This window comes from Rathayibacter rhapontici (genome assembly GCF_001995175.1).
Taxonomy (GTDB): domain Bacteria; phylum Actinomycetota; class Actinomycetes; order Actinomycetales; family Microbacteriaceae; genus Rathayibacter.
This window is the reverse complement of sequence record NZ_MUKN01000082.1, coordinates 1-11,972: the sequence shown is the minus strand read 5'-3', so window position 1 is coordinate 11,972 and position 11,972 is coordinate 1. Positions and strand designations below refer to the sequence as shown.

The window sequence follows — 11,972 nt, the reverse complement described above, 5'->3', positions numbered from 1 at the left end:
CGCGCGCGGCGACGACCGGGCACGACCCCGCCGCGGTCCTCGCCCTCCTCCTCGCGCCGATGCCGCGCTGGACGCGGTCGTCGCCGGCTACCGGGACCCGCAGGCCCAGGCCGAGCGCCAGCTCCTGCTCGTCGAGGCCGCCCGGACGGCCGCCAGGCTCGGCGCGGACGCGGTCGGCCTGCTGGTGCTGGTCCACGGCGAGCGGATCACCGGGGCGCCGCGCATCCTCGCGGAGGAGACCCTCGCGCAGCTCGACGCCGCGGTCCGGCTCGCCGCCGCCGACCCCGCCGGTGCGCTCGAGGAGGCGCGGCGCGCGGTCGAGCGCTCCCGCTCCGCTCTCGACGAGGCGATCGTCGACCTGGACGGGCCCGGCGCGCCGGCGGCCGAGGCGCCCGCGACGGCGAGCGCCGACCCCGCGCTCGGTGCGCTGCCGACGGTCTGAGGGCCGGCGGCGCCGCGTGCCAGACTGAGACGCATGGCGTCCTTCCTCGTGGTCCCGCAGTGGCAGGGCTCGGCGTCGACTCGGGCCATGCGCCTGGTCGACGGGGCCGAGGCGATCCGCGGCGACCTCCCCTCCTCCGCGACCGTCACCGTCGAGGTCCCCGCCGAGGCGGGCGACGCGCAGGACACCGGCATCCGCCGCTACGCCTCCGTGGCGACGACCGCGGAGCGCGTCCGCGAGGCGCTCGCCGGCCGACCCGGTCCGGTGATCACGATCGGCGGCGACTGCGGCGTCGAGCTCGCCGCCGTCGGCCACGCGATCCGCACGACCGACGATCCGGTCGCCCTCGTCTGGCTCGACGCGCATCCGGATGCGAACACCCCCGCCACCTCGCCCAGCGGCGCCTTCTCGGGCATGGTCCTCTCGGCCGTCCTCGGCCGCGGCGTCGGTCTCCTGAGCGCGGGTGCGGACGAGCGGGTCGACGACGCCCGCGTGGTGCTCGCCGGCGTGCGGGCGACCGATCCGGGCGAGCTGGAGGGTCTGCTCGAGCGCGGCGCCCGCAGCCTGACGGCCGACGAGCTCGATCCGGAGTCGCTCGTCGCGGCGGTCGAGGCGACCGGGGCGGTCGCGGTGTACGTGCACATCGATCTCGACGTGCTCGATCCGGCCGATCTCGCGGGCCTGTTCGATCCCGTGCCCTTCGGCGTGCCGGCCGCCCGGCTCGTGGCGAGCCTCGACGCCCTGCGGGCGCGGTTCCCGCTCGCCGGCGCCGGTCTCACGTCGTTCGCCCCCTCCTCGCCCGCCGCCGCCGTCGACGATCTGCCCACGATCCTCCGCCTCCTCGGCGCCCTCGCCCGCGGGGCCTGAGCGAGCACCCCGAATCCGCGACCGGGAGCCGGGGAGTGTCGGGGGCACCGGGCAAGATGGACGGACGCGACCGAGCGGAGGACCGATGAGCGAGAACCCACGCGTGCGCACCGAGCGCCGCGGTCACGTGCTCGAGATCGTCCTCGACCGGTCCGAGAAGCGCAACGCGGCCGATCTCGCCCTGCTGTCGGCCCTCGCCGCCGCCTACGGGGAGCTCGACCGCGATCCCGACCTGCGCGTCGGGGTCGTCCTGGCCTCGGGCCTCCACTTCACCGCCGGTCTCGACCTGGCCGACATCGGCCCGCGGATCGCCTCCGGCGGGCTCGACTTCGTGCCCGAGGGCGGACTGGACCCGTGGGGCCTGCGGACCCGCCCCGTCTCCAAGCCCGTCGTGATCGGCCTGCAGGGCACCTGCCTCACCCTCGGCATCGAGCTCGCCCTCGCGAGCGACGTGGTGCTGGCCGAGCAGTCGACGAGCTTCGGGCAGATCGAGGTCGCGCGCGGCATCCTCCCGTTCGGCGGGGCCACGCTGCGCTTCCCCCGGGCGACCGGCTGGGGCGATGCGATGCGCTGGATCCTCACGGGCGACCTGTTCGACGCCGACGAGGCGCACCGCATCGGACTCGTGCAGCAGGTCGTGCCCGACGGCACGGTCGCCGAGGCGGCCGCGGACCTCGCCCAGCGGATCGCCGCTCAGGCCCCGCTCGCCGTGCAGGCGGCCCTCGCGAACGCCCGCCTCGCGGTCTCCTCCCCCGAGGCCGCCGCCGCGGCACTGCCCGGGGAGCTCGCCCGGCTCGCCTCCTCCGAGGACGCGGCGATCGGCCTGCAGGCGTTCCTCGCCCGCACGACGGCGGAGTTCACCGGCCGATGAGCGACGAGATCCTCGCCTCCGCCCGCCCCTCCGCGGCCACCGGCTCCGCCCTCCAGGCGCAGCGAGAGCGGGCCGCCCGTCAGCTCGAGATCCGGCTGCGCTACGGCGACCAGGTCTGGGAGCTGCGCGAGGTCGACCACTTCGCGGTCTTCACCCGCGCGAGCCGCGCCCGCCGCGCCGGTCGTGCGCTGGTCGCCTCCGGGTACGAGATCGCCGTCTCGCGGCTCCGCCTCCGGCACGTGCTGGTCGCGAGCCACCACGCCGCCGTCGACGAGGAGGCGACCACCGCCTTCCTCCGCCAGGTCATCGAGGTCGTCGAGAGCGAGGGCGGCCGCTACGACGGCTGGCGCGCCGAGATCGTGCCCGCCCACTGAACCCCGCCGGCAGACGCCGCACCCGCCGGGACGCACCGTCCCGGACCAGCAGTCACGGGCCGCCGCCCGAGAAGGAACCGGACACCATGAGCACCGACAGCAGCACCGCGGACGAGTTCGACCTGATCGTCATCGGAGCCGGCCCCGTGGGCGAGAACATAGCCGACCGGGCCGTGCAGGGCGGCCTCACCGCCGCGATCGTCGAGAGCGAGCTCGTGGGCGGCGAGTGCTCCTACTGGGCGTGCATGCCCTCGAAGGCGCTGCTGCGGGCGCCGATGGCGCTGCGCGCCGCGCGCGACCTCCCCGGGGCGGCCCAGGCCGTCTCCGGCGGAGTGGACGTCGCGGCGCTCCTCGCGCACCGCGACTCCGTCACGAGCGGCTTCGACGACCACGGCCAGGTGCAGTGGCTCGAAGGAGCGGGCATCGAGCTCGTCCGGGGCCACGGCCGCCTGAGCGGTGAGCGCGAGGTGACGGTGTCGGCGCCCGACGGCACGGAGCGGGTCCTCCGCGCGCGCTCGGCCGTCGCGGTGGCGACCGGCACGACCGCCGTCGTGCCCGACGTGCCGGGGCTGCGCGACGCCTCTCCCTGGACGAGCCGCGAGGCGACGAGCGCCGAGACCGTTCCCCCGCGCCTCGTGGTCGTCGGCGGCGGAGTCGTCGCGGTCGAGATGGCGACCGCCTACGCCGGGATGGGCTCCTCCGTCACCCTGCTCGCGCGCAGCGGGCTGCTCACCGCGTTCGAGCCGTTCGCCGGCGCGCTGGTCGGCGACTCCCTCCGCGAGCTCGGCGTCGACGTGCGGGTCGGCACCTCGCCCGCCTCGGTCGAGCGCCGCTCCGACGGCGGCGTCGCGGTCGCCCTCGAGGGCGGCGACGTGATCGAGGCCGACGAGATCCTGGCCGCGACGGGCCGCGCCCCGCACACCCGCGACATCGGGCTCGAGACCGTGGGCCTCGAGCCCGGGGACCCGCTCGCCGTGGACGACACGATGCTCGTGCTCGGCGCCGACGGCTCGCCGATCGGCGGCTCCTCGCCGTGGCTCTACGGAGTCGGCGACGTGAACCACCGCGCGCTCCTCACCCACCAGGGCAAGTACCAGGCGCGCGCCGCGGGCGATGTGATCGTGGCGCGCGCCACCGGATCCGCCGTGCTCGACGCCCCGTGGGGCGCGCACGTGGCGACCGCCGATCACGAGGCCGTGCCCCAGGTCGTCTTCACCGACCCGGAGGTCGCCTCGGTCGGCCTGACGGCGGCCGCGGCCGAGAAGGCGGGCTACCGCACCCGCGTCGTCGACTACGAGATCGGCTCGGTCGCCGGCGCCTCGCTGGCCGCGGTGGGCTACACCGGCACCGCCCGCATGGTCGTCGACGAGGAGCGCCGGGTCGTGCTCGGCGTCACCTTCGTCGGCAAGGAGGTCGGGGAGCTGATCCACTCCGCGACCATCGCCGTCGTCGGCGAGGTGCCGCTCTCGCGCCTCTGGCACGCCGTGCCCTCCTACCCGACCATCAGCGAGGTCTGGCTGCGCCTGCTCGAGACCTACGGGCGCGAGAGCGCGTGAGCGCTCTGCGCCGGGCGATCGCCGTCGTCGCCCTCGATCCCGCGGTCACCCGCCCCGGCTACCTCTTCGCCTGCGCGGTGGGCCTGGCCTGGGGCGCCGTGTGGAGCACCGGCCGGATCGAGCGCCGGAACGGACTCGTCGTCTTCCGCGGACTGCCCGACTGGGCCTACGGCCGCGGCGGGTCGTGCGTCGGCATCAGCTATCTGACGGGCACCAACGCGTCGGACCGCGTCCTCGAGCACGAGGCCGTGCACGTGCAGCAGTGGAAGCGCTACGGGATGTGGTTCCCGTTCGCGTACCTCGTGGCGGGTCGCGACCCGCTGCGCAATCGATTCGAGATCGAAGCCGGTCTCGAGAAGGGCGGATACCTCCGTGGTCGCTGACATGAAGGGGCGCGTCGTCGTGCTCACCGGAGCGAGCTCCGGGATCGGGAAGGTCGCCGCGGGCGAGCTGGCCCAGGCGGGGGCGACCGTCGCGGTCGTCGGCCGCAACGCCGAGCGGACCCGCTCCGTCGCCGAGGACGTGGGAGGCGTGCCGTTCGCCGCCGACTTCGACCGGCTCGACGACGTGCGAGCCCTCGCCGCGTCGCTCCTCGAGCGCTTCGACGGGATCGACGTGCTCGCCAACAACGCCGGAGGCTGGTCTCGGAGCGCGGCACGACGGCCGACGGCCACGAGCGGACCATCCAGAGCAATCACCTGGCGCCGTTCCTGCTCACCCGGCTCCTGCTGCCGCGCCTGATCGAGACCGGCGCGTCGCGTCCCGGGGCCCGCGTCGTCTCGACCGCGAGCGTCGCCAACAGGTTCGGCCGCCTGTCGCTCGAGGACCTCGACCGCAGGAAGGGCCCGTGGCTGGGCGGCTGGAGCGCCTACGGCACCTCCAAGCTCGCCACGATCCTCTTCATCCGCGAGCTCGCCGAGCGCCTGCTGCCGACCGCCGTGGACGCCTACTCGTTCCACCCCGGCTTCGTCGCCACCGGCTTCGGAGCCGACTCCCGGGTCATGAAGGCGATGCAGACGCTCACGTCCGGCTCCTACGGCATCACCGCCGAGGCGGGCGCCGTGCCGCTGATCACCCTCTGCTCGGAGCCCGACGTCGGCGCCGCGAGCGGCACCTACTTCGACGGCCTCAAGCCCTACGGAGGCGTCGCCAAGCAGGCCCGCGACCGCGTGCTCGGCACCGACCTCTGGGACCTCTCGAGCCGCCTGGTGGGGGTGTCCCCGGCTCTCTGAGAGACGACGCCCGAGCGGGTCGCGGGGGCGTCGTCTGCTCGTTCAGTTCGCTTCGGAGCGGCCGAGGCGCCAGTAGCCCATGAACGCCACGCGCTTGCGGTCGACGCCGAGCTCGGTCACGAGGCAGCGGCGGATGCGCTTGACCGCTCCGGCCTCGCCCGCGATCCAGGCGTAGAGGCCGGGGTCGGTGCTCTCCTCGGGCACCTCCCACAGGATCCCGCTGTCGATGTCGACGTCCGACACCTCGACGCCGCGGTGGTGGGCGGTGAGGAAGCGGGTCGACCAGGCGCGGACGGAGGCGTCGAGCGCCGCGCCGCAGTCGGCTCCGCTCTCGCGGACGAGCCAGGTGACCTGGACGCCGGCCGGGTGGCGGAGCGTCACGCGGTCCTCGGCGGTGGGCACCTCGAGGAACGCGGCTCCGGAGGCGTCGGCCGGGAGGCTCTCGAGGATCGCGCCGATCGCGGGGACGGCAGTCTCGTCGCCGGCGAGCAGGAGCGACGTCGCCGCTCCGGGGTGCCACTCGACGCCGCCGCCGGGCAGTCCGGAGCGGGTGTCGGGGGCGATGATGACGACCTCCGAGCCCGGCGCGGCCGTGCCGACCCAGGCCGAGGCGGGGCCGGAGTCGCCGTGGGCGACGAAGTCGACGTCGACCTCGGACGCGTCGGGGCGGACGGCGCGGATCGTGTAGGTGCGCAGAGGATTGCGCTGCTCGTCGGGCAGACCGCGCCAGCGGCCGTACCAGTCGGCGGCGACTCCGTCGGGTCCGTCGGCATCGGCGACGGACGCCAGGAAGTCGCGAGCGCTGGAGGTCGCGGTCGGGACCACGAGCTTGATCCGCTGGTCGGGTCCGGTGCAGCCGACGGAGTCGAGGTCGTCGCCCGTGAGGGTCACGCGGATGAAGTGCGGGGCGATCCTCGTCGCCCGGGCGACGGTCGCGAGGTACGGCCGGTAGGCCGGGCGGGCGGGGGCGGCGGTCGTCGGAGGCACCGCCTCAGTATCGCACGGTGAGGTGAGCCTCACCTAACCCGATCGAGCGGAGCGGACCTCAGCGAGCGGCGTGCTCGGCCGAGACGCGCAGCCGCGCCTCGACGTCGGCGGCGAGCTCGGCGATGAGCGGTCCCGCTCCCCCGATCCAGGCGCAGAAGTCGTGGCGCTCGTCGGACCACGGGTAGTCGCCGTCGACGACGGACATCTCGCCCGCCCAGGCCCGCACGGCGCGGTCCAGCGCCATGCCGCGTCGGCACAGCTCGCCCGTGCCGGGGGCGCCGGAGCGCGTCGATCGGCCGAGCCAGGTCACGGTGACGCGGCCGGGAGCCGAGAGCGGCGGCAGGCCCCGCGCGTCGTCGACCTCGACGAACACCTGACCGCGGGCGTTCGCGGGGAGGGAGTCGAGCATGCTCTGGATCCACGGCACGAGGGTCTCGTCGCCCGCGATCAGGTACTGCTTGACGTCGACCGGCTCCGAGCCGTCTCGTCCCTCGAACATGCACATCGAGGCAAGTATAGGCATGCCTTACCTAAGCGCCAAGCGTCCGGGCTGGGGATCCGCCGCGGTGAATCGTCACCACTGCGGCGGATGCCGACGCTGCCAGCGCGCGCGGCGCTCCAGCTGCGCGCCGATCGAGAGCAGCACCGCCTCCCCGCCGGGGCGTCCGATCAGCTGGATCCCCATCGGCAGGCCGCCGTCCGTCATCGAGAGGGGCAGCGTGATCGCCGGGAGTCCGCCGACGTTCACGAACGAGGTGAACGGCGTGTACTGCACCTGCTGCGCGAAGTTCCGCTCGGGGTCCTCGGCGTCGTACCAGCCGACCGGCCTCGGGGTCATCGTCATCGCGGGCGCGAGCACGGCGTCGAAGCCCGAGAACGAGGCGATCAGCGCCCGCTCGAAGGCCGTCAGGACCGCTGCGGCCTCCATGACGTCGCGGGCGCCCAGACGCCGGCCCTCGACGACGAGCCAGCGGGTCAGCGGCTCGAGGAGCTCCAGGTCCGCGGCCGTCTCGACCGGCAGGGTCGACGCCCCGCTCTGCCAGAGGGTGCGGAACGCGGCCGGGTACGCGCTGCTGGGCGGCAGCACCGCGTCGTCGAGCCCGTGACCCAGCGCCGCGAGGGCGGCGATCCCCTCGTCGAAGGCGGCCTGCGCTTCGGGTTCGAGGCGGATGTCCTGCACGTCGTCCCACGGCGAGGCGGTGAGCACTCCGATCTGGAAGCGCCCCTCTCCGCGGATCGCCGCGCCGAGGAACGAGCCCTCGCGATCCTCGGGAGCGGCCACCGAGTAGGGGTGCGGGATCCGGCCGTTGCGCCGCTCGAGCAGCCCCTCGAGCAGGAGGCCCGCGTCGGCGACCGACCGCGCGATCGGCCCCGCCACGACGAGCCCGCCGACGCCTCCCACCCCCGACATCGCCGGCACGCGCCCGCGCGAGGGCTTCAGCCCCACCAGTCCGCAGGCGGCGGCCGGGATGCGGATCGAGCCTCCGCCGTCGGACGCGGGAGCGAACGGGAGGAGCCCCGCGGCCACGGCCACCGCCGCTCCTCCGCTCGAGCCCCCCGCGCCCAAGCGCGTGTCCCACGGTGTCACCGCGGGCGGTCCGACCCGGCTCTCGGTGTACGAGGGCATGCCGAACTCCGGTGCCGCGGTCTTGCCCAGGCTGATCGCCCCCGCCGCGTCGAGCACCTCGACGATCTCGTCGGAGGCGTCCGGCACGAAGGACTCGCGCAGTCGCGATCCCGACGTGGTGCGGACGCCGCGGCGGCGCCACAGGTCCTTGTCCCCGCTCGCCAGGCCCCACAGGGCGGCCGTGCGCGGGACGGACCCGGCCAGGAGGGCGCTCGCGCGCTCGCGGGCCGCCTCCGGCGTCACCGTCGTGAAGGCGCCCAGCTCACCGTTCCACCGCTGGATCCGAGCGAGGTAGTGATCGACCAGCTCGAGCGGCGAGACCTCGCCGCGCTGCAGCCAGTCCCACTGCTCCTGGGCGCTGAGGTGGTGGAGTTCGAACATGGGAACGACCCTATTCCGCGCCACCTGCGTGGTGACGGCGGAACAGGGTCGTCCGGGTCGAGGGGGTCAGGCGGCGCGCCTGCCCACCTCCCGCGTGCTCTCCTCGGCGCCGTAGCGGCCGCCGGCCGGCACGACCGTGTCGCGGTCGACCCGGGCACCCGTCGCGACGACGGCCGAGCCGCCGATGCGGGTGTAGCTGCCGATGCGCGCTCCCGGGCCGATGATGGCCTCGGGGCCGACGTGCACGTTCGCGCCGATGAAGGCGCTGTGCCCGATCATCGCGTCGCGGTCGACCCAGCTCCCGGCGCCGATCCAGGCGCGCTCGCCGACCGTCGCGCCGGGCTCCACGTAGGCGCCCGTCTCGACGTACGCGGACGCCGAGACGCGCGAGCCGGGAGCGACCATGCCGCGTCCGTTCGCGTGGCGGCGGTAGACGATCTCCTCGTCGCCGCCGCGCGTCCCACGTCCCTTGTTCATCCCTGTTCCTGCCATCTGCGTCGTGCTCCTCCGAGCGGTCCGGTGGGCCGGGCTCCGAGCCCCGCCCCGTCATCACTAGACAACACCGAGTACCGCTCGGGCATTCCCCGATCGGCGTCACGACCAGGGCGGATGCGCACGCCTCAGCGCGGCTCGACGCGATCCGCGACCGCCGTGACCACGGCGCGGAACCGCTCCGGAGCCTCTCGCAGGCGGCGCCGCCCGAGGACGCCCGCGAGTGCCGACGAGGCGGGGGGCGCGACGAACTCGCACTCGATGCGGGCGCCCTCCTCGTCGGCGAGGACGCGCCACTGCTCGAGGCCCGCCACGGGCAGGCGCCGCTCGAACCCGTCGGCCGTGCGGGCGAAGCCGCCGTCGTCGGCGAGCACGTCGGCCAGGGCGGAGAGCGCCGGAGCGGGCTCCGCGTGGAGGATCGAGGCGAGGGCGAGGAGGCTGCGCACCGCGGAAGTCTCGCACGCCCGCCGGGACGAGCGGTCAGGAGCGCGCGTCGAGCACCCGTCGCAGCCAGTCGTACGACGCCTTGGGCACCCGGTCGCCACCGCGCGCGTCCAGGGCGACGAGGCCGTGCGGTCGGGTGTAGCCGTGCTGCCACTCGAACGCGTCCACGAGGGTCCAGAGCTGCACGGACTCGACCGGGAGACCCTCGTGCACCGCCTCGGCGAGTGCACCGAGGTGCGAGCCGAGCCAGCGGATCCGCTCGGTGTCGACGATCGCGCCGTCCTGGTCGAGCACGTCGGGGAAGCTCGCGCCGAGCGCGGTGACGACCAGCGGAGGCAGCGCCTCGCCGTACCGCTCGACCAGCGACCGGAGGACCGACACCGGCGCCCACGGGGCCGAGGGCGAGCCGTCGCCCGTCCGGTCCAGCTCGGGCCACGGCCGCTCGTGGAAGGGCAGGACCGGCGGCGCCCCGACGCCGGTCGGCGCGTGCGGATCGCGCCCCGCCGCGATGCGCTGCGGCGGCAGCGGAGCCACCGCGTAGAAGTCGAGCGGGGCCGACAGCCGCTGGAGGTCGCGCGGATCGACGCGCGCGAGGCGCTCGAGGAACGGCGGCAGCTCCTCAGGGCCCTGCGGGTAGGCGCCGGTGAGCACCGCGTCGGCGACGAGCCGGTTGCGGAGGACGTCGGCGAGGCCGGCCCACGCGACGTCGGCCTCGGAGCCGGTCGCGGGCTCGACCGGGGCCAGAGCGTCGACGAGGCCGATCCGGCCGCGCACCTCCGCCGCCCGCAGCGCCTCGACGGCGACGCCGTGCCCGAGCAGCTGGTGGTGCAGCGCGGGCAGGGCGTTCAGGAGCCGCCCGGCCGCCGGTGCCTGCCGGGTGAGCGCGTACCCCTCGAGCATGACGGTGGACGGCTGGTCCAGGGTCACCCAGTCGTCGACGCGGTCGCCCAGCTTCGCGCCGACCTCGAAGGCCAGATCGCCGAAGCGGAACGCGGTGTCGCGATCCATCCAGCCGGACCCGAGGGCGGAGGGGGTGTCGCGGTGGTGCAGGGTCAGCACCACGCGGATCCCGGCCTCGGCGAGCGCGTCGAGCAGGCGGTCGTAGAAGCCGAGCCCGCCGCGGTCCAGCGGCCCCCTGCCGTCGGGCTGCACGCGCGGCCACGAGAGCGAGAGCCGCAGCTCGTCGGCGCCGAGATCGACGAGCAGGTCGAGATCCTCGCGCCAGCGCAGGAGGAAGTCGGTCGCCACCTCGGGCGTCGCCTCCTCGGCGATCGTGCCGCGCCGCAGCGCGAAGTCGTCCCACACCGACCGGCCGCGACCGCCGGTCTCGAGCGATCCCTCGGTCTGGAAGGCGCTCTGCGCCAGTCCGATCCGCAGCCCCGAGGGCAGGAGCCGTCCGAGCTCGCGCGGGTCGTCGAACCGCGCGGCCTCGGTGCGCACCTGCCGCCTGTCGCGTCCGCGCGCCGCATCCTCGCTCATGGTTCCTCCGAAAGGGTCGATGGAGGTATTCTCGCGGAAGCGCTCTCCCGTCGGACGCGCGCTCCCCCGCGCAGGACCGGTTCGGTGTCCATCCGGTGACGACGGGCGTGCCCGCTTGACAGTGCCCGCGGGCGCCCGTGCAATGGACGCACAGTGCCACCGAGAGTCGACGCAGCAGTACCGGGGGGTTCATCGGGCGTCCCGATGACCCTGCGCCGTCGCGCCCTCGCGCGCCGGGCCCCGGACGCTTCAGCACCGGGCCGTCGGGCACCGCGCCGGTCCCGCCGCCCCGCCGCCCTCCTCGCCCTCCTCGTGATCGCCGCGGCCGCGCTGGCCCCGAGCGCCGCCGCCGCGGCCCCCCTCTCCATCACCTCGCCCTCGGCGCGCACCGTGATCCCCGGCGGCCCGACGTCCGTCACCGGGACGGGGACCGCGGGGAACGAGATCCAGGTCGGCGTGCGCGGCGGAGGCGATCCCCTCTGCATCACGACGGTCGCCTCGGACGACACCTGGAGCTGCCGCGCCGATCTCGACGACGGCCCCCTCGTGCTGAACGCCGTCGAGCTCCTCCCCTCGGGAGGCACGACGACCGCGAGCGTGCAGGTCGCCGTGCTCAGCGCCCCGGTCATCCAGTCGGTCGACGGCTCCGCGACGTCCGCGGGCTCCGTCCGCGGCAGCGCCTACCCGGGCGCCGCGGTGGCCGTGACGACCGACGGCGGAGCGGCGTGCCTGGCGACCGCGGACCGCTCCGGCGCGTGGTTCTGCCAGCTCGCCCCCACGCCGACCCCCGGCAGCTATCGCGTGACCGCGACGCAGAGCGCCTCGTTCGCCGGGCGCGCGGTCTCGGAGCCGAGCGCCGCCGTCCGCCTCGTGGTCGACACCGCCGCACCTCCTGCGCCGCGGATCACGTCCCCCGGCGCCGGCGCGTCCCTCCCGATCACCGGGGCCGTCTACGCGGGCACCGGCGTCGACGGCACGCGCGCCTACGTCTACGTGGACCGGGTGAACACCTGCGACGCCGCCGTCAGCGGAGGCGTCTGGACCTGCACCGGCGGGACCGTCACCGCGGGTCCGCACCGCGTCTCGGCGATCCTGGGCGATTCAGCCGGCAACTACGGCTCTCCGAGCCCCTGGATCGACGCGACGTTCGCGGCCTCGACGCCGACGCCCTCCCCGACCGCCACGGCCCCCGTCGCGACGCCCGGAGCGACGGCGCCGGG

General features: G+C 75.4%; 13 protein-coding genes and 2 pseudogenes. 9 read left to right on the top strand and 6 right to left on the bottom strand.

All coding sequences use genetic code 11. From position 1 onward, the window contains the following. The 8 genes and pseudogenes from B0T42_RS20260 to B0T42_RS21685 form a co-directional block, all read left to right on the top strand. Positions 1–442 (top strand): annotated as a pseudogene (locus B0T42_RS20260) (hypothetical protein); the annotation flags it as partial. Between the two features lie 33 nt (positions 443–475). Then, a complete protein-coding gene (locus B0T42_RS17685; RefSeq protein ID WP_077224321.1) occupies positions 476–1,309 on the top strand; it encodes an arginase family protein in 834 nt (277 codons plus the stop codon). An 85-nt stretch (positions 1,310–1,394) separates the two neighbouring features. After that, positions 1,395–2,180 (top strand): crotonase/enoyl-CoA hydratase family protein, encoded by a 786-nt coding sequence (locus B0T42_RS17680; protein ID WP_077224320.1) that lies wholly within the window; start codon positions 1,395–1,397, stop codon positions 2,178–2,180. After that, positions 2,177–2,554: a ribonuclease E inhibitor RraB gene (locus B0T42_RS17675; protein ID WP_077224319.1), complete on the top strand. Its 378-nt coding sequence runs from the start codon at positions 2,177–2,179 to the stop codon at positions 2,552–2,554. Before B0T42_RS17680 ends, B0T42_RS17675 begins: the two co-directional genes overlap by 4 nt. A gap of 86 nt (positions 2,555–2,640) precedes the next feature. After that, positions 2,641–4,110, top strand: a complete 1,470-nt coding sequence (locus tag B0T42_RS17670; protein ID WP_077224318.1) for a dihydrolipoyl dehydrogenase family protein — start codon at positions 2,641–2,643, stop codon at positions 4,108–4,110. Then, entirely contained in the window at positions 4,107–4,493 is a 387-nt protein-coding gene (locus tag B0T42_RS17665; protein WP_077224317.1) for a Fe-S oxidoreductase, read from the top strand. The genes B0T42_RS17670 and B0T42_RS17665 overlap by 4 nt, the downstream gene beginning before the upstream one ends. Then, complete coding sequence (locus B0T42_RS21690; protein ID WP_236720390.1) at positions 4,483–4,851, top strand: SDR family NAD(P)-dependent oxidoreductase; 369 nt, start codon at positions 4,483–4,485, stop codon at positions 4,849–4,851. The genes B0T42_RS17665 and B0T42_RS21690 overlap by 11 nt, the downstream gene beginning before the upstream one ends. Positions 4,852–5,048: 197 nt before the next feature. Then, the gene (locus B0T42_RS21685; protein ID WP_236720389.1) at positions 5,049–5,342 is read left to right on the top strand and encodes a Rossmann-fold NAD(P)-binding domain-containing protein; all 294 of its coding nucleotides are present in this window, start codon (positions 5,049–5,051) and stop codon (positions 5,340–5,342) included. 42 nt (positions 5,343–5,384) lie between these two features. Here the strand turns inward: B0T42_RS21685 and B0T42_RS17655 are convergent, their stop codons facing one another. From B0T42_RS17655 to B0T42_RS17630, 6 genes are all read right to left on the bottom strand, one after another. Next, entirely contained in the window at positions 5,385–6,329 is a 945-nt protein-coding gene (locus tag B0T42_RS17655; RefSeq protein WP_077224316.1) for a siderophore-interacting protein, read from the bottom strand. A gap of 58 nt (positions 6,330–6,387) precedes the next feature. After that, on the bottom strand, positions 6,388–6,828 hold the full coding sequence (locus B0T42_RS17650; RefSeq protein WP_158078173.1) for an SIP domain-containing protein: 441 nt from the start codon (positions 6,826–6,828) through the stop codon (positions 6,388–6,390). A gap of 75 nt (positions 6,829–6,903) precedes the next feature. After that, positions 6,904–8,337 (bottom strand): amidase, encoded by a 1,434-nt coding sequence (locus tag B0T42_RS17645; protein WP_077224314.1) that lies wholly within the window; start codon positions 8,335–8,337, stop codon positions 6,904–6,906. A 66-nt stretch (positions 8,338–8,403) separates the two neighbouring features. Then, positions 8,404–8,814, bottom strand: coding sequence for a hypothetical protein (locus B0T42_RS17640; RefSeq protein ID WP_077224313.1), 411 nt, complete (start codon positions 8,812–8,814; stop codon positions 8,404–8,406). Positions 8,815–8,957: 143 nt separating this feature from the next. Continuing rightward, entirely contained in the window at positions 8,958–9,275 is a 318-nt protein-coding gene (locus B0T42_RS17635) for a hypothetical protein (RefSeq protein WP_077224312.1), read from the bottom strand. 34 nt (positions 9,276–9,309) lie between these two features. Further along, entirely contained in the window at positions 9,310–10,752 is a 1,443-nt protein-coding gene (locus tag B0T42_RS17630) for a glycoside hydrolase family 1 protein (RefSeq protein WP_077224311.1), read from the bottom strand. A 204-nt stretch (positions 10,753–10,956) separates the two neighbouring features. Between B0T42_RS17630 and B0T42_RS17625 the strand changes: the two are divergent. Beyond that, positions 10,957–11,972, top strand: a pseudogene (locus B0T42_RS17625) (hypothetical protein); the annotation flags it as partial.

Excerpts from the sequence above, each read along its gene's own strand:
- B0T42_RS17685 (WP_077224321.1), top strand. The coding sequence starts at position 476 with ATGGCGTCCTTCCTCGTGGTCCCGCAGTGGCAGGGCTCGGCGTCGACT.
- B0T42_RS17680 (WP_077224320.1), top strand. The coding sequence starts at position 1,395 with ATGAGCGAGAACCCACGCGTGCGCACCGAGCGCCGCGGTCACGTGCTC.
- B0T42_RS17675 (WP_077224319.1), top strand. The coding sequence starts at position 2,177 with ATGAGCGACGAGATCCTCGCCTCCGCCCGCCCCTCCGCGGCCACCGGC.
- B0T42_RS17670 (WP_077224318.1), top strand. The coding sequence starts at position 2,641 with ATGAGCACCGACAGCAGCACCGCGGACGAGTTCGACCTGATCGTCATC.
- B0T42_RS17650 (WP_158078173.1), bottom strand. The coding sequence starts at position 6,828 with ATGTTCGAGGGACGAGACGGCTCGGAGCCGGTCGACGTCAAGCAGTAC.
- B0T42_RS17645 (WP_077224314.1), bottom strand. The coding sequence starts at position 8,337 with ATGTTCGAACTCCACCACCTCAGCGCCCAGGAGCAGTGGGACTGGCTG.
- B0T42_RS17640 (WP_077224313.1), bottom strand. The coding sequence starts at position 8,814 with ATGAACAAGGGACGTGGGACGCGCGGCGGCGACGAGGAGATCGTCTAC.
- B0T42_RS17630 (WP_077224311.1), bottom strand. The coding sequence starts at position 10,752 with ATGAGCGAGGATGCGGCGCGCGGACGCGACAGGCGGCAGGTGCGCACC.